We start from the raw sequence: 16888 nt of genomic DNA on the forward strand, positions 1-16888 counted from the left end.
GCCGACCGACACGAACTCGTCTCCCACGTTCAGCACGGCGGCCGCAGGCCCGTCTTCGGCCACACTGGTCACCGTCACCAGCACCGGCAGATCCAGATGGTGCAGGGCGGCGAGCTCGGCGCTGGACTCGGACTCTTCGAAGTCCGCCTGGTTGCCCTGCTGCACTTCTTCTTTCGACTTGTCCGGCGGATAGACCTCTTCGCGCGGAACCAGACCTTGACGCCCGCTCGCCCAGAAGCCGAGAGCCTCGAACAGATTGAGCTGATCACGTACGGCCACGGTCGTCATGTTCAAGTGACCCGTGGTGGGATCGACCTCGGTGCCGTCGATCTGCACCACCGGCATCCCGTCGACATCGCCGAGAGTGTTGTACGTCGGGCCGGGGCCGAGAGCGGCGAACGGAACGGTGACGACCGAACCGGTGACGCCCAGCACCACCACCGGTACCAGTGCAGCGACGAGTGTGGCGATCCTTCGGTTCACTCCGTAGACACTAGATCCGGATACCGTCGACTGTGCAGACCACCCCTACCGCAGGGTGTCCCCGGGGACTTCGAGGAACCGAGTGTTCGCCGTCAGCGTGACGATCTGCCGCACTCTGCGTTCACCGGGCTTGTACCGTTGAGACATGAGCAATTTTGGTTTCGGTGCCTCCGACGACGACCCGGACAAGAAGAAGGATCCGGACGGTTCGCCGAACCCAGCCGGTTTCGGCTTCGGCGGCGAGGGATTCGACCCGGCACAGCTGGGCCAGATGCTCACGCAGTTCGGGCAAATGCTCAGCGGCATGGGCGGTGCCGGTGCGGCAGGAACCGGCTCGGGCCCGGTGAATTACGACCTGGCCAAGCAACTGGCACGCCAGCAGATGGGCGATTTCAGCCCGGTGTCGGCAGGCGAGCGCGAAGCCATCACCGACGCTGCGCACCTGGCCGAGCTGTGGCTGGACGGGGCGACCACGTTGCCTGCCGGTGCCACGAAGACCGTTGCGTGGACGCCGGTCGACTGGCTCGACAACACGATCGATACCTGGAAGCGCCTGTGCGACCCCGTCGCCGAGCAGATTTCGGGGATGTGGACCTCCGGCATGCCCGCCGAGGCTCAGCAGATGGCCGGGCCGATGATGGGCATGCTCACGCAGATGGGCGGAATGGCCTTCGGCTCGCAGCTGGGCCAGGCACTCGGTCAGCTGTCCAAGGAGGTGCTGACCTCCACCGATATCGGACTGCCGCTGGGACCGTCGGGGACAGCGGCTTTGCTGCCGTCGGCCATCGCGTCGTTCAGTGAGGGGCTCGAGCAGCCCGAGCGCGAGGTATTGGTGTTCCTCGCTGCACGCGAAGCCGCGCACCAGCGGCTGTACAGCCACATCCCGTGGTTGCGCCAACGGGTTCTGGCCACGGTCGAGGAGTATGCGCGCGGAATCCGGATGGATTTCTCGGCTATCGAGGAGGCCGCTGCGGGTCTCGACCCGTCCGCGCTGACCGATCCGTCGAAGATCGAGGAGATTCTGAAGCAGGGTGCCTTCGAGCCACAGACCACGCCGGAGCAGAAGCACGCACTCGAGCGTCTCGAGACCTTGCTCGCACTGGTAGAAGGATGGGTAGAGACCGTCGTCGGGGCAGCTCTGGGCGACCGACTGCCCGGGGCGGTCGCGCTGGGCGAGACCATCCGACGGCGCAGAGCATCCGGTGGCCCGGCCGAGCAGACGTTCGCGACGTTGATCGGCCTCGAACTGCGCCCCCGCAAAGTCCGAGAGGCAGCAGATCTGTGGCGCCAGTTGCTCGCAGCAGCCGACATCGAGGGACGCGACGGAGTGTGGGCGCACCCTGACCTGCTGCCCGACCCGTCGGATCTGGACAACCCGGCGTCGTTCATCGACCGCGTCGTCGGCGGTGGAACATCGAGTTTCGACGACCCGATCGCTCAGCTCGAAGCGATGGAGGCTCGCGAGCGCGCCGAGGCCGAGAAGGCCGCACGCGATAACGATGAGGGTACCGACGGTGACCCAGAGAAGGGTTCATCCACAACCTGACCCTGCCGTTGCTGCGCGAGTTGGCTCGAATCGGTCGAACGCCTGCTCGAAGGCACTTCCACCCTGTGGATAACCTGCCCGGAGCGGGGGTTCGGCGCAGTCGTCGCTGTCAGAGTGTGTTCCATGATCACACCGACCGTTCGACTGGATCCTTCGGTGGCAATTCTGCCGCGACGAGACGGCACCGTTCAATTGGGCTGGAGCCCCGAGACCAGCGTCGTCGTCACTCCCCCTCCCGATGCCGAGCCGGGTTCGATACTCGCCATACTTCGCCTCCTCGCCGCAGGGCATTCCAGACCTCACATCGTCTGTCACGCAATGACACTGGGGCTCTCGGCCAATAGAACATCGGCGATGCTCGGCGAACTGGAGGAATCCGGGCTGCTCGTGCACGGAACGAGCGGACCGATCGCAGCCGATACGTCGAGGCGCGTGCCGCCGGAGGTACCGGAGACGGTGAACACCGTCCACCTGGTGGGGCGGGGTCCCATCTCCGACGCGTTGGCATCGGGCCTGAGTCGAACCAGCGCCACGGTGAGCCGATCGAGTCTGACACCCACGCGCTACCCGCAGTCGGCGGTGAGCTCGTGGGATTACGACATCGTGGTACTCGCCGACGACCTCGTAGCCGAACCACGACTGGTGACCGATCTGGTGCGGCTGCGCATCCCACATCTGCAGGTACGGCTACGAGACGGAAAGGGTCTGGTCGGCCCGTTCGTGCTCCCCGGCCGGACCAGCTGCCTGCGGTGCGCCGATCTGACTCGATGCGACTTCGAACCCGAATGGCCGCACCTGTCCGCTCAGCTACTCGGTACGGTCGGCCAAGCCAGCAGCGCGACGGTGTTGGCCACTGCGGCGTTTGCCTTCGCTCAACTCGAATCCCTCATCGGGCGTACCGACGCGGCACTGCCCGAAACTGCCGACTGCACGATGGAGCTGAATTTCGCGGCAACCGGAACCACCGTGCACAGAAGACTGTGGTCCAAGCATCCGCACTGTGATTGCTGGCACTGACCGGACGCGCTCGCACCGTGCTCAGCTCGACCGAAACGGGCCGAAACAGGTCGGTCCGAGCAATTGTCGGAAGGTTCGGCCATGATGGAGCTGTGTCTGACATACCGCGCCGTGGATCCACCCGCACTGCAAAATTGGCCAGCATTCCTCTGGGAATGGCGGGGCGTGCCGCCGTCGGCTTCGGCAAGAAGCTCGCTGGCGGAAATCGCGACGAGATCGATGCCGATATGGCCGCGAAAGCAGCAGAACAGCTCTTCTCCGTACTCGGGGAACTCAAGGGCGGTGCCATGAAGCTCGGGCAGATGCTCTCGGTGATGGAAGCCGCCGTTCCCGAGGAGTATTCGGAGCCCTACCGCGAGGCATTGACCAAGCTGCAGGCACAGGGCCCGCCCATGCCCGCGAAGACTGTTCACCGTGTGTTGGACCAACAACTCGGAACTGCATGGCGATCGCGTTTCCTCGATTTCGACGACAGGGCCATCGCGTCTGCAAGCATCGGCCAGGTCCATCGCGCGACGTGGTCGGACGGACGTGACGTCGCGGTCAAGATCCAGTACCCCGGTGCGGACGACGCATTGCGCTCCGACCTCAAGACGCTGTCGCGATTCGCGAACCTCTTCAGCACCGTTCTCGCAGGAACCGACGTCAAACCGGTTCTCGAGGAGTTGACGGCCCGCACCGAGGACGAACTCGACTACCGCATCGAGGCGGCGAACCAGCGGGTGTTCAGCAAGGAATTCGCGGGCGATCCGCAGTTCGCCATCCCCAAGATCGTCGCCAGTGCACCCAAAGTCGTGGTCAGCGAATGGATGACGGGAAGACCGTTGTCGGACGTCATTTCGAACGGAACGGCCGAGGAACGCAACCGGGCCGGCGAACTGCTGGCCCTGTTCGCGTTCGCGTCCCCCGCTCGAGCGAAACTGCTGCACGCCGACCCGCACCCGGGCAATTTCATGATGCTCGACGACGGGCGGATGGGGGTCATCGACTTCGGTGCGTGCGCGCCGATGCCGGACGGTCTGCCGTCCGTGCTGGGCCGGATGGTCTCGCTCGCCCGTGACGAGAAGTTCGACGAGCTGGTCGAATTGTTCACCGAGAGCGGTTTCGTCGTACCCGGCCGCACTGTCACGGAGAAGGAGATCGAGGATTATCTGCGCCCTTTCACCGATCCGATCCACACCGAGTCGTTCCACTTCACGCGCGCCTGGCTGCAGAAGGCTGCGGGAACCGCCGCAGATTTCAACAGTGCGCAGTTCCGCACCGTTCGAGCGTTGAACATGCCTGCCGAGTACGTGATGATCTTCCGGGTGCTCGGCGGCCTGGTCGGGATCTGCGCTCAACTCGACGCCTACGCGCCGTACATGGCAATCCTGACCGAGTGGCTGCCCGGCTTCACCGACTGATTCGTTCGGTGAAGCCGGACATCGGTGCCGGGCATCATGCTGCGTTCTTCCGCGGGCGTCCGCGGGGACGCTTGCGGGCGATGACGACACCCTGATCGAGGATCTCCCCGCCCCACACGCCCCACGGCTCGGCGCGGTCCAATGCCGCACTCAGGCACGTGCGACGGATGGGGCATTCGGCGCACAGCGCCTTGGCCTGCTCGAGTTCGGCAGGGGTGTCGGCGAACCACATGTCGGGGTTCGCCGCTCGGCAGGGTACCGACAGCTGCAGTTCGGCCAATTCGGTCGAAGCCTGTGCAGCGTAGGCACTTTCGGACTCTGGTCGGCATGTCGTCCGGATCGTGACGGTTGACACGTCGGTCTCCTCTACTTTTCGTGTGGCGTCGTTGTCGGTTCGAGGGGTGATGCGAACCTGTCGGCCTCACGCTCGGATAGAGGAACTACCTGAACGAGAAAGGCCACGGTCCGCGTATGCGGGTCCGTGGCCTGGTGGGGCTTGTCGAAGCGTCTACCGACAGTGAAGTCGGTGTCTGCGGTCGACCACGGACGCGCCTGGCGTGCGGTGACGTCGTGCTGCCGGAGCAACTGCTTTCGCTCCGGGTGCCACGGTCGCTCCTGGTGCTACGGCGACGTGGGCATACTCGGCCCCGGAGGCCGAGACTGCGCACGTATGCAAAGGACCGAAAGCGGCGGAGCGAATCCACGTCTGTGCAACCGAGCCTGCGGCTGCAGCGGCGGCATTACCGACGGGTGCAGTGCCGAGCACTGCAGAACCGAGCTCTGCAGAACCGAGGACAGGGCTGAACGCGACGGTTGCGTCGGCAACGGCGGCGTGGAAAGTAATGATCATTTCTCGTCAGCTCCTGTTCTGGTCTCGAATGTGGACTGGGCAGTGCACGGTCTCCCGCGGCACGTGAAACAGACTAAGCCCCCCGCAGATATCTGCACAAGTTATTTTTGACCTGCAGTTTTCCGGTCATTCTCTTGTCGCCGCGTCACCTGTCCGAATCCCGCACCACAGTGAGCACATCCTCGCCGAACCGCTCGAGCTTCTTGGCTCCGATTCCCGGTATCGCCACCAGCCCACGCTCGTCCTGTGGTTGCTGCTCCGCGATGGCCGTCAATGTCGTGTCGCTGAACACCACGTACGCGGGTACCTTCAGCTCGCGAGATTTGTCCAGTCTCCACGACTTCAGGGCGTCGAGCAGGGCAATGTCGACGTTCGACGGGCAGCTCTCGCATCGGCCGAGCATGGTTGCGGACGTGCCGATCAACGGCTTTCCACACAACCGGCACTTGGGTCCGGACTTCTTGGTAGCGGGCGCGGCGATACGCGAGGCAGGCGAGTCCTCGGGGACGAGACCGTTGAGAAACCTCGACCGGCGCCGCGATTTGCGCCCGCCCTCGTTGCGGGCGAGGGCCCAGGACAGATGCAGGTGCACTCGGGCGCGTGTGACACCGACGTAGAGCAGCCTGCGCTCCTCTTCGACGGCCGCCTCGTTGTTGGCGCTGGGGTCGTTGCCGATCGCGTGCGAGATCGGCAGAGTCCCGTCGGCGAGACCCACGAGGAACACTGCGTCCCATTCGAGCCCCTTCGCCGCGTGCAGTGACGCGAGCGTGACGCCCTGCACCGTCGGTGGATGCCGCGCCTCGGCACGGGCCGCGAGTTCCCCCAGCAATGCGGCCAAGGTCAGGTCCGGCTCGTGCGCCAGAAGTTCTTCGGTCAGCTGAACCAGACCGCCGAGCGATGCCCACTTCTCTCGGGCCTGCGCACCGGTCGGCTCGGTGGCGGTCAGACCCAATGGGGCGAGAACCGCTCGCACCAGCGCCGGCAACCCGTCCCCTGCTCGAGCGCCGCCGGGCAGATCGTCGCGACCGGCCGCCTGCCGTAACGCGTTGACGCCCTGCCGTACCTCGGGTCTGGTGAAGAAGCCCTCACCGCCGCGCACCTGGTAGGGAATCTTCAGCTCGGTCAAGGCCTGCTCGTGTGCCTCGGACTGAGCGTTGATGCGGTACAGAATCGCGATCTCGGCCGGCGAGGTGCCCTTGGAGATCAATCTCTTGATCGCGCGCGCCACGCCGTCGGCCTCGGCAGGCTCGTCGTCGTACTCGAAGAACTCCGGCTCGGGTCCCGGCTCGCGCTGGCCGATCAGCTGCAATCGGGTGCCGGCAATACGACCACGAGCAGCTCCGATGACTCGATTCGCCAGTGACACCACCTCCGGTGTCGACCGGTAGTCGCGTTCGAGCCGAACCACCGTGGCCTCGGGGTACTTGCGCGAGAAATCGAGCAGATACCGAGGGGACGCGCCGGTGAACGAATAGATGGTCTGGTTCGCGTCACCGACGACGGTGAGGTCGTCGCGCTCGCCCACCCAGGCGTCCAACACACGTTGCTGCAGCGGCGTCACGTCCTGGTACTCGTCAACGACGAAGCAGCGGTAGCGCTCGCGAAACTCGTCGGCTACCGACGAGTGTTCCTCCAATGCCGCGGCGGTGTGCAGAAGGAGGTCGTCGAAGTCGAGCAACATGCCGTCACCGCCGCGCGACTTGAGCTCCTCGTACCCGGCGTAGACGGCGGCCACCTTGCTCGCGTCCATCGGAACGTCTCGGCGATTGCTCGCGGCTATCCGCGGATAGTCCTCGGGGGCGATCAACGAGCCCTTGGCCCACTCGATTTCACCTGCGAGGTCGCGGATCGCGTCGGTCGATGTGGACACTCCGGCCCGATTGGCCGCCTGCGAGACAACGGTGAACTTTCGATCGAGAAGCTGCCATCCGGTGTCACCGACGACCTGCGGCCAGAAGTACTTCAGTTGCCGCATCGCAGCGGCGTGAAACGTGCGGGCCTGCACCGGAGGTCCGTCTCCGCCGACGCCGAGCTCACGCAGTCGACCTCGCATCTCGCCGGCCGCGCGTGCGGTGAACGTCACCGCCAGCACCTGCCCCGACGAGACGTGACCCGCCGAGACGAGGTGCGCAATGCGTCGGGTGATCGTGCGTGTCTTACCTGTGCCGGCACCGGCGAGAACGCACACCGGGCCGCGAGGAGCCAGTACTGCCGCGGATTGCTCCGGATCGAGTCCGGCGGTCATCGCGTCGTCAGCCATGGGGACCATTGTGTCAGTGCGCACCGACAGTTCCACTCGGCCCTGTAGCTGCCGGCGAACTCCCGAACCCGGTATCGACAGGAACAATCCCGTCGGTGCTCCTGTTGACTGTTGTCGTGACCACTACCGAGAACACCCCGCAGACCCCAGCTTCGCTGACCGTCTACTCCACCACGTGGTGTGGCTACTGCCGCCGACTCAAGACGCAGCTCGACGAGGCCGGTATCACGTACGCCGAGATAGACATCGAACAGAATCCGGAGTCCGCCGACTTCGTCGGCAGCGTCAACAACGGCAACCACGTCGTGCCGACCGTGCTCTTCGCCGACGGCTCCACAGCCACCAATCCCAGCCTGGCCGACGTCAAGCGCGCGCTGTCGATCTGATCGAGCGTCAGCTCGTCGCAGCCCACGCCTCGAGCATCCCGCGCGCGATGGAGATCGAGCCGGGAAGCAACAGCCGGGAGGTCGAATCAGATCCCCAGTCGCCCAGTTCGAGTGCGGCGACGACCTCTGCTCGGTCGAACCAGTGGGCCTCGGCTATTTCACCGTCCTGAAAAATCAACGGCTGGTCTGGTTCGGCAACAGCAGAGAAGCCGATCATCACCGAGCGCGGGAACGGCCACGGCTGGCTGCCCAGGTATTCGATCTGGGAGACGTCCAGGCCGACCTCTTCTTTGATTTCCCGTGCCACACAGGTTTCCAGCGATTCACCGGCCTCGACGAAGCCGGCGAGCACCGAGAACCGCCGCTCGGGCCAGGCCGGTGCCCGCGCGAGCAGCACTCGGTCGCCACCGTCGTGAACCAAACAGATGATGGCCGGGTCGGTACGGGGAAACTCCTCGTGGCCGGTGGACGTGCTGGTACGAGACCATCCCGCGTTGGACGGAACGGACGGCGCACCGTCGAGTGAGCTGAACTGCGCGCTCGCATGCCAATTCAGGATTGCCAGGGCACCGGTCACCATCGACAGCGAGTCGCTGTCCAATCGATCGCCGTCGGTCCGGAGGTCGCCGAGTGCGCCCTCCACGATCTCCACCCGCCTGGTCCACAGGTACCGATCACCGTGAATTCCGAGAAACACCGCATCGGCCACCGGCTCGGCTGCGACATCGACTGCGGGAGCGAGAACGAGACCGGCCTCGTCCACACCGAATCTGCCACGGGCGTCGACGTTCAGTATTCGGCCGTTCGACCAGCCCGCCGCCAGTGCAGCGGTGTCTCGGCGCAATTCCTCTGCCCTGTTCAGAGGCGATCGGGACAGGCGAGGTGGGTGGGCGAGGTGGAATTTCGGCACACTCGGAACCCTACTTGGCCTGTGCTAGTCACCCACACGACGGATGTACAGCAGACGGTCGGTTGCCTCGATGGCGTCGACTTCGGGCGAACCGACTCGGAACAGTTTGCCGCCCCGTACAACTCCGAGAACGATATCGGTGAGATGCCTGGGAGATCCGCCCACCTCGTCGCGCTCGACTTCGCGCTCGGCAATGGCGAATCCGGCCTCCGGGGTCAACAGATCCTCGATCATCTCCACCACCGACGGTGTGGACGTGGCGATACCGAGCAACCTGCCCGCGGTCTCGGACGAGACGACCACCGAATCGGCACCGGACTGACGCAACAGGTGAGTGTTCTCCGCCTCCCTGATCGCCGCGACGATCTTGGCTTTCGGAGCAATCTCTCGAGCGGTGAGTGTCACCAGAACGGCGGTGTCGTCTCGATTGGTCGCCACGATGATCGCCGACGCATGCTGGGCCCCGGTGAGTCTGAGCACGTCGGACTTGGTTGCCGAGCCGTGAACGGTGACCAATCCCAGGGCCGACGCGGCGTCGAGCACCGTCTGATCGGTATCGACCACGACGATGTCGGACGCCGATACGCCGTCTCCGAGCATCGCGTCGACTGCGGTTCGGCCCTTGGTGCCGAAACCGATGACCACGGTGTGATTGCGCACGCTGCGTCTCCATCGCTGAATTTTGAATGCCTGCCTGGACCGCTCGGTGAGAACCGACAGCGTCGTACCGACCAGCAGAATGAGGAAAAGGACCCGAAGTGGTGTGATGACAAGAATGTTGACCAGTCGCGCCGACGGGCTCATCGGTGCGATGTCACCGTAGCCCGTGGTCGACAGGGACACCGTCGCGTAGTAGAACGAATCCAAGAAGGAGAGTTCGCCGTTCTGGGCATCGCTGTAGCCGTCGCGATCGAGGTACACCACGAACGCTGCGAAGAACAGGATTCCCAGCGCCAGCAGCACCCTCTTGTAGATGGCGCGCCACGGACTCGATTCCAGTTCGGGCACTCGGAGAACTCCGACGAGCGCGAAATCGGGCTTGTCGGTCAGCGCACCACTGTCGCTCAGGTGCGCACGCAACCTACCTGCCACGTCGCCCGCCGAGGTACTCACCGAAGTCGAGATCATTCACGGCACGCAGCGTAACCCCACGGCACAAATATGTGCCGACGACGCGGGGTGTGGCACGGTGTGTGCATGACACAGCGACCAAGTCAGGCAGCGGCACTGCGCCTCGCGGGACTGCTCACCGGGGCAGGAATTCTCCACTTCGTCACTCCGAAATTCTTCGATGCCCAGGTTCCGACGGCCCTGCCGGGTTCGGCTCGCACCTACACCCAGGTCTCCGGTGTCGCCGAGCTCGCCGTGGCCGCGACGCTGGCCGCTCCCGGAACGCGTCGGCTGGGTGGCGCACTGGCGGCCGCGCTGTTCGTCGTGGTCTTCCCCGCCAACATCAACCTCGCCTGGAAGTACGTGCAGAGCTCCAAGACGTCACCGGCGCTCAAAGCTGCGATGATCGCCCGTTTGCCGCTGCAGATCCCACTGGTCACCGAGGCCCTGAAGGCTCGTCGGAACGCACCGTAGAGCCGGACAGCTCGGGAACGGCCCGCCCTTCCAACAGCGCCGCCAATGCTGTTGCGTCCGGTAGGTTCTCGGGCGAAACGGTGTGACCGCTGCGGACGTAGTGGAACGCGGCGCGGACGCTGTCGAGCGCCACCGGTTCGGCGCGACCGATCGACATCAACTCGGCCCACGCCAGCCGGTAGGCCGCAAGTTGCATTGCCACCGCCTGCTGTTCCGATGCCGTCGGCTGGGCACCGGTCTTCCAGTCGACAACGGTCCAGCCGCCGTCGGGGTCTGCGAACACGGCATCGATCCGTCCACGCAGTACCGTTCCCGCCACGGATGTCTCGAAGGGCACCTCCACTTCGACGGGGCTCCGCAGCGACCACTCCGAATCGAGAAACGCCTGCTGCAGGGTCTCCAGGTCGACGTCGGCCGAAGCTCCGGTGTCGGCCGAGCCCGGTAGCTCGTCGAGATCGAGCAGCCGGGTCGCACCGAACCGCCGCTCGATCCAGGCGTGAAATGCGGTTCCTCTGCGCGCCAGCGGATTCGGCGGAAACGGCAGTGGTCTGCGCAGGCGCGATGCCAGCGCATCGGGATCTGCAGCCAAATCGACCAGCTGCGTCACCGACAGATTTCCGGGCAGGGTCACGTCGACTCCCGTGACCGACCTCGCCGCCCGCTCCGCGAGCAAAGTCTCGACGTCGGCTGCCCAGTTCTCCGGATCCATCTCGGGTGTGCTCTCGCCACTCTCCGCCGAAACACCATCCGCCGAATCGCGCTGCGCAGCGCTGATATCGGCCAGAGCACGCAGCACCTCCTGCGCACCGTTCTCGATCGCACCTCGCCTGGAGCCGAGTGGATCTCGTGGCCAGGACGCCGTGTGCGGCACCGCCCCGAGCGGGTTCTGCGCCCCGTCCTCCGGAGCCGGGGCCCACTGCTCTATCACCGCTGTCGCATCAGCGGATTCGCTTGCTTCCCTGTGTAATTCGTCCAGAAACTCCGACGGCCCACGCGGCTTCGTCGACGTCTCGTCCCAGTGGTGTGCAGAGACCAACAGCACTCGTTCGGTTCGAGTCAGCGCCACGTAGAACAGCCGACGATCTTCTGCAAGCCGGCGCCGCGCCAGTGCGTCCTTGTGGTTCTTGACGGCGTCCTCGAGGTCCTTGCGGTTGTACAGCTGGTCGAGTTCGAGAACCGGAACGCCTTCGGAACCTTCGCCGTCGAGGGCGCGATCACCGCGCAGCGACGGGGGCAGCTCGGCCATTGCCCCGAGCCAGGTCGAGGATGCATTCGAGGACGGGAACACGCCCTTCGCCACGTGTGGCACGGCCACGACCTCCCATTCGAGGCCCTTCGCGGAATGGACGGTGAGTACCTGCACTCGATGTGGGGCGACGTCGACCTCGCCCGGAGCCAGACCGTCCTCGACGGTTTCCGCGGCAGCGAGGAACGACAGGAATCCGGTGGCCGTTGCGGTGGGATTGTCGGCGTAATCGGCCACCACGTGGGCGAATGCGTCGAGATGTTCGCGGCCGACTGCACCGTCGACGCTGATCGGTGTGCGGGCCTGCGCTTCGACGCCGATGCCCATCATCCGTTCGATGTCGCCGACCAGTTCCGTCAGCGGCTGACCGATTCGGTCGCGTAGCAGGTGCAGTTCGCCGGCCAGGGCGACGATGCGACGGTGGCCCACCTCCGAGTACCGCTCGGCCGGACCGGGATCGGCGATCGCGTCGGCCAGTCCCGCCTGCTCGGACTGCTCGCCGGGCAGCGCGCTCCCGAGTGCGACCTCCAGCGCCTCCGGGTCGTCGACGCGACCTGCGATGCCGTATCCGCCACGGATCTCGAGTTCTCTGGCGCGCTGGGAGAGCGCACGCAGATCGGCAGGCCCGATCTGCCACCGGGAGCCGGTGAGGATGCGCATCGCGGCGCTGCCGGCCGTCGGATCGGCAACCAAACGCAGCATCGCGATGATGTCTGCCACCTCGGGAACGTGCAGCAGTCCACCGAGCCCGACGACCTCCACCGGCAGGCCGCGGTTGCGCAGTGCCTCCGCGATCGGCTCGGCATCGGCATTGCGGCGCACCAGAACAGCAGCGGTGGGTGGGGGCCGATCCTGCTCTAGGGCCGAGCGGTACTCCCCCGCGATCCGATCGGCGATCCACTCACGTTCGCCGACAACGGTATCGGTGACGGCCATCCGCACGTCTCCGGGAACTGCACCCGGACGGGCCCGAAGCGTGGGCACGGGGACACCGACCCTGCGCAGTGGATCGGTGATCAGGTTGGCCAGAGTCAGCGCCTCGGGCGGATTCCGCCAGCTGGTGAGCAGTTCGAGTCGAGGTGCGGGGCTGCCGTCTGCCCGGGGGAAGTCGGTGGCGAACCGAGGCAGGTTCGCTGCCGATGCGCCCCGCCACCCGTAGATCGACTGCATCGGATCGCCGACGGCGGTCAGTGCGAGTGTGGGGTCGCCACCGGATCCGAACAGTGACGACAACAGCACGCGTTGGGCATGACCGGTGTCCTGGTACTCGTCGAGCAGAACGAGCCGAAAGCGATGCCGTTCGGCAATACCCACCTCGGGATGGTCGGCAGCAACCCGCGCGGCCATCGACATCTGGGAACCGAAGTCCAGGGCACCCTCCCGGCGCAGCGTGTGTCCGAGCCGTTCCACCAGCGGCAACAACCCGATTCTCTGGTGTTGCGCGCCGAGAATGTTCAGCAACTCCTTGGTGGGGCCGCCGCGTTGCCGCGGACCGGGCCCCAGCGTGTGCACGAGTTTCTCCAACTCGACGTGAGCGTGGCGTAGGTCCTCCGGATCGACCAGATGCTCGGCCAACTGACCGGAGAGTGCCAGCACGGCCTCGGTGACCGAGGTGGGGTTGCGATCGGTCTCCAGGTCGCCGTCCCACGTGCTGACCACGCGATGAGCCAACTGCCACAGTTCGGTCTCGGAGAGAAGGGTCGCGGACGGTTCGATCGGTAGGAGCAACCCGTGCTCGGTGAGCAGTCGTCCGGCGTACGAATGGTAGGTACTCACTTCGGCCTCGGCACCGAGAATTCGCTCGCGCAGGGCCAGGCTCGGATCCAGCGCACGCACCAGATCGGAGCCGGCCAGCCGAGCTAGTCGAGCCCTGATTCGAGAGGTCAACTGCTGCGCGGCCTTTCGGGTGAACGTCAAGCCGAGCACCTGATCCGGGTCGACGAAACCGTTGGCCACCATCCACACCACGCGCGCAGCCATCGTCTCGGTTTTGCCTGCACCTGCTCCGGCCACCACGAGCATGGGACCGGGTGGGGCCGCGATCACTGCGGCCTGCTCGTCGGTCGGTGGATGCTTCTGACCCAACGCGCGCGCGAGTTCCACAGGTGTCACGCGCGCAGCACCGGTACGTGTTCTCGTCGACGCCGTCATTGCTCGGTCACCTGCCGTCCCGTCTCGTGTGCCGGGCAACTGGACTTGACCGGGCAGTGCCTGCAGCCGTCGTTGATTCGCGCCTCGAACGTCGGCCCCTGTGTGGCCGATGCGGCCAGGTGCACGGTGTCTCGCCAGTGCTCGAGTTGCTCCGGTGTCGGAACCTGTTGAATGCGCTGTGTCGCCCCGTCCTTGTTGTGTGGTTTGGCGACGAACACCAGCCGGGCTCCCCCGGGTTCGCCCGCGGGCTCGCCCTCGATCGCACCGGCGGCGGCAGCTACCTGATACGTGGCCAGCTGATGGTGGCCCTGCGCATCCTCCTTGGACATGACGGTCTTGGCCGTCTTGACGTCGATGATCACCGGCCGACCGTCCGGGTCGTGTTCGAGTCGGTCGATGCGTCCGCGCAGCGCCACTGCAGGCTCGTCGTCCGACCGCGCGGCGAGTACGCCGTCGACCCGCACTTCGACTCCGGCCTCGGTGAGCTCGCCGCGACTGCCCTGCAGCCAGTTCTCGAACGTCTCGAGCATGGCTCCGGTTCGATCGAGCTCGTGCCGGGAGAACCACTGCGATCCGAGATCAACTGCATCCCAGGCTGTTTCGAGTGCGCGACGAAGCTGCTCCGGCGGTATCCGTCCGGCCACCGCCTGCACCAGAGTGTGCACGAGAGTGCCGGTGACCGCATGGGTGTTGGCACCGTCGTTTCCTCCGTGACGTTCGAGCATCCACCGCAGCGGGCAGGTGGTGAGCTGCTCCACCGTCGAGGGCGAGAGCGGAACCGGGCCGTCTCCGAGGTGCCACAGCGGCGAGTCGGTGCTGGGACCCGCTACCCCGAACCATTCGTCCGGATGGGCACCTCGGACGCCGGCGTCGGCGAGGGTTGCCAGCTGCCGGACTGCTCGGGACCGCTTGTCCGGATCCTGTTCGGCAACTACCGGGTCGCACACCACAGCGCGCAGTTCAGCAACCAGCATGGGCAACGCCAGTACTCGGTGCGCAGCGGTGACATCCGGCACTTCGGGTGGGACGACGGACTCGCCGTCCGCGTCGACGCCACGAAGCTCGTCGACGAAGCGCGAGCGCACCAGGTCGGCGTCGCCGGTGGTGGAATCGACGGCTGTGACGAGAAGAGTCGATCGAGCGCGACTGCACGCGACCAGAAACAGCGCACGCTCCTCGGCGAGCAGCGGCGCCGACGTCGACAGTCGCCCGTCCAACGCTGCGCGGGCATCGACCTTTCCGGACGCGAGGTCTACCAGCGTGTCGGTGCCCAGCAGGCTTCCGCGCGAACGCAAACCCGGCCACAACCCTTCCTGAACCCCTGCCACCGCGACGAGCTCCCATTCCCGACCGGCCGCAGAATGCGCGCTGAGCAACGTGACGGCATCGGCCCGAACGACGCGGCGATGCGAGTTCAGAGCAGGAATCTCCTGCTGCGCAATGTAATCGAGAAATCCGCCGATCTGCGCTCGCGGCAATCTGTCGACATAGGCCGCCGCGGCGTCGAACAGCGCGACCACTGCATCGAGGTCACGATCGGCCTGGGCACCAGCCGAGCCACCCCAGGCGGACGCGCCGGACCAACGCCGCTCGAGTCCCGAGGCCTGCCAGGCCGCCCACAGCACGTCCTCGACACCGCGGCCCGCCCGGGCGACCGCCCGGGCCTTTCGGATGACGCCGAGGGCCTTGCGCAACGGAGCCGACTCCACGTCCGACAAACCACCGATCCAGCCGGATTTCCCGCGAGAATCGTCGGCGAGAACACCCCTCAGTAGTTCGGCCGAGTCGCGCTCACCGCCCGACGCGAGCTCGAGTCTGCGCACCCCTCGGCGCAATCTCCGCAGACCCACTGGATCGGCACCGCCGATCGGCCCGGAGAGCAACGCCAGCGCGTCTTCACCGTCGAAGGTCGAGTCGGAGATCGCCCGCAGCACCAACAGCAGACCTACCGCTCCGTGCTGGCGGTGCAGCGGTAACTCCGAGGTGGGGGTAACCATGGGAACCCCGGCGGCATGCAGCGCTCGGCGCAGCGGTGCCACGGTTCGTGGCACCGACCGCACCACGATGGCCATCTCCGACCACGGCATCCCGTCGAGCAAATGGGCACGGCGCATGGCGTCGGCGATGATCGCCGCTTCTTTGGCCGGGGACGACGCGACGTGCACCCGCGCTGCCGGGGCACCGAATCGCGGCGCAGCCACCGGCTCGGGACAACGGTGCCGTCCGAGCCCGGGCAATCGTCTCGCCACGATGTCGGTCAGCTCGGCAACCGCGGGAACCGACCGGTAATTGCGCGTCAGCAGGACTCTCCGCGGTGAATCCACGTCGACCAGGTCGGCCACGAACGTGGGATCGGCACCGCGGAAAGTGAAAACCGATTGATCGGGATCGCCGGCGACGACGGTCGATTCGGTATCGGTGCCGATCAACCGAACCAGTTGTGCAGCCTGCGGATCGAGATGTTGAGCATCGTCGACGACAAGGTGCCGAATGCGGGCCCGTTCACTGCGCAGCAGTTCGGGATCGGTGGCGAACGCCATCAGCGCGCTGCCGATGAGCTCGGCGGCGTCGAGACCGGGTGCTGTGGCCCCTGCAGCTTCCACACCGACGGCACCGCGCAAGAGCATGGCCTGCTCGTACCGGGCGGCGAATCGTCCGACGGCAACCCACTCGGGCTTGCCGTGCTTACGACCGAGTTTGACGAGGTCTTCCGGCCCCAGTGCGCGTTCGGCGGATCTGAGCATCATGTCTCGCACCGCAGTGACGAATCCTGCGGTACCCAGCGCCGGACGCAACCGGTCCGGCCAGTCGGCAGCCCCGTCGTCGAGATCGCCGCGCAGCATCTCCCGGACCACGGCGTCCTGCTCGGCACCGGTCAACAGCCTCGGCGGCGGGTTGCCGTACAGCGAAGCCTGCAGCCTCAGCACCGCGAAAGCGTAGGAGTGCACCGTGCGTACCAACGGTTCGCGAGTTGCTCGCAACGCGTGATCGCCGCTGAACAGACCGGAGGTGATGACCTCACGCACGGCGGTGGCCGCCCGCTTGGACTGCG

At 66.0% G+C, this 16888-nt stretch carries 12 protein-coding genes and 1 pseudogene; 5 read left to right on the forward strand and 8 right to left on the reverse strand.

The annotated features are described in order from the left end of the window. Positions 1–483, reverse strand: a pseudogene (locus tag RHODMAR_RS18970) (PDZ domain-containing protein); the annotation flags it as partial. 145 nt (positions 484–628) lie between these two features. Here RHODMAR_RS18970 and RHODMAR_RS18975 point away from each other — a divergent pair. The 3 genes from RHODMAR_RS18975 (at position 629) to RHODMAR_RS18985 (ending at position 4449) form a co-directional block, all read left to right on the forward strand. Continuing rightward, positions 629–2029 (forward strand): zinc-dependent metalloprotease, encoded by a 1401-nt coding sequence (locus tag RHODMAR_RS18975; protein ID WP_008717654.1) that lies wholly within the window; start codon positions 629–631, stop codon positions 2027–2029. A gap of 123 nt (positions 2030–2152) precedes the next feature. Then, positions 2153–3046, forward strand: coding sequence for a hypothetical protein (locus RHODMAR_RS18980; protein WP_008717655.1), 894 nt, complete (start codon positions 2153–2155; stop codon positions 3044–3046). 92 nt (positions 3047–3138) lie between these two features. Further along, positions 3139–4449: an ABC1 kinase family protein gene (locus RHODMAR_RS18985; protein WP_008717658.1), complete on the forward strand. Its 1311-nt coding sequence runs from the start codon at positions 3139–3141 to the stop codon at positions 4447–4449. Between the two features lie 34 nt (positions 4450–4483). Here the strand turns inward: RHODMAR_RS18985 and RHODMAR_RS18990 are convergent, their stop codons facing one another. The 3 genes from RHODMAR_RS18990 to RHODMAR_RS19000 form a co-directional block, all read right to left on the reverse strand. Continuing rightward, positions 4484–4804 (reverse strand): WhiB family transcriptional regulator, encoded by a 321-nt coding sequence (locus RHODMAR_RS18990; RefSeq protein ID WP_008717660.1) that lies wholly within the window; start codon positions 4802–4804, stop codon positions 4484–4486. Between the two features lie 153 nt (positions 4805–4957). Further along, on the reverse strand, positions 4958–5299 hold the full coding sequence (locus RHODMAR_RS18995; protein WP_042939877.1) for a hypothetical protein: 342 nt from the start codon (positions 5297–5299) through the stop codon (positions 4958–4960). A gap of 145 nt (positions 5300–5444) precedes the next feature. Continuing rightward, the gene (locus tag RHODMAR_RS19000) at positions 5445–7568 is read right to left on the reverse strand and encodes an ATP-dependent DNA helicase UvrD2 (RefSeq protein WP_042939879.1); all 2124 of its coding nucleotides are present in this window, start codon (positions 7566–7568) and stop codon (positions 5445–5447) included. A 107-nt stretch (positions 7569–7675) separates the two neighbouring features. Between RHODMAR_RS19000 and RHODMAR_RS19005 the strand changes: the two genes are divergently transcribed. Further along, positions 7676–7945: a mycoredoxin gene (locus RHODMAR_RS19005; protein ID WP_042939880.1), complete on the forward strand. Its 270-nt coding sequence runs from the start codon at positions 7676–7678 to the stop codon at positions 7943–7945. Positions 7946–7952: 7 nt separating this feature from the next. On the opposite strand, the gene nudC is transcribed toward RHODMAR_RS19005, so the two are convergent. Both nudC and RHODMAR_RS19015 read right to left on the reverse strand, forming a co-directional pair. After that, positions 7953–8855 (reverse strand): NAD(+) diphosphatase, encoded by a 903-nt coding sequence (gene nudC / locus RHODMAR_RS19010; protein WP_008717666.1) that lies wholly within the window; start codon positions 8853–8855, stop codon positions 7953–7955. A 24-nt stretch (positions 8856–8879) separates the two neighbouring features. Continuing rightward, complete coding sequence (locus RHODMAR_RS19015) at positions 8880–9947, reverse strand: potassium channel family protein (protein WP_042939881.1); 1068 nt, start codon at positions 9945–9947, stop codon at positions 8880–8882. A gap of 105 nt (positions 9948–10052) precedes the next feature. Between RHODMAR_RS19015 and RHODMAR_RS19020 the strand changes: the two genes are divergently transcribed. Next, on the forward strand, positions 10053–10439 hold the full coding sequence (locus RHODMAR_RS19020; protein ID WP_042939878.1) for a DoxX family protein: 387 nt from the start codon (positions 10053–10055) through the stop codon (positions 10437–10439). On the opposite strand, the gene RHODMAR_RS19025 is transcribed toward RHODMAR_RS19020, so the two are convergent. Both RHODMAR_RS19025 and RHODMAR_RS19030 read right to left on the reverse strand, forming a co-directional pair. Next, positions 10402–13836, reverse strand: a complete 3435-nt coding sequence (locus tag RHODMAR_RS19025; protein ID WP_008717671.1) for an ATP-dependent helicase — start codon at positions 13834–13836, stop codon at positions 10402–10404. The two genes, RHODMAR_RS19020 and RHODMAR_RS19025, sit on opposite strands and share 38 nt — an antisense overlap. Further along, positions 13833–16888: ATP-dependent helicase (locus tag RHODMAR_RS19030; protein ID WP_042939882.1), on the reverse strand; the 3056-nt coding region annotated here is incomplete at its 5' end. The genes RHODMAR_RS19025 and RHODMAR_RS19030, both read right to left, overlap by 4 nt.

It is taken from the genome of Rhodococcus sp. AW25M09 (assembly GCF_000333955.1).
In the GTDB taxonomy this organism is placed as follows: domain Bacteria; phylum Actinomycetota; class Actinomycetes; order Mycobacteriales; family Mycobacteriaceae; genus Rhodococcoides.

Coding starts and splice junctions, on each gene's coding strand:
- RHODMAR_RS18980 (WP_008717655.1), top strand. CDS start 2,153: ATGATCACACCGACCGTTCGACTGGATCCTTCGGTGGCAATTCTGCCG.
- RHODMAR_RS18995 (WP_042939877.1), bottom strand. CDS start 5,299: ATGATCATTACTTTCCACGCCGCCGTTGCCGACGCAACCGTCGCGTTC.
- RHODMAR_RS19020 (WP_042939878.1), top strand. CDS start 10,053: ATGACACAGCGACCAAGTCAGGCAGCGGCACTGCGCCTCGCGGGACTG.
- RHODMAR_RS19025 (WP_008717671.1), bottom strand. CDS start 13,836: ATGACGGCGTCGACGAGAACACGTACCGGTGCTGCGCGCGTGACACCT.
- RHODMAR_RS18975 (WP_008717654.1), top strand. CDS start 629: ATGAGCAATTTTGGTTTCGGTGCCTCCGACGACGACCCGGACAAGAAG.
- RHODMAR_RS19000 (WP_042939879.1), bottom strand. CDS start 7,568: ATGGTCCCCATGGCTGACGACGCGATGACCGCCGGACTCGATCCGGAG.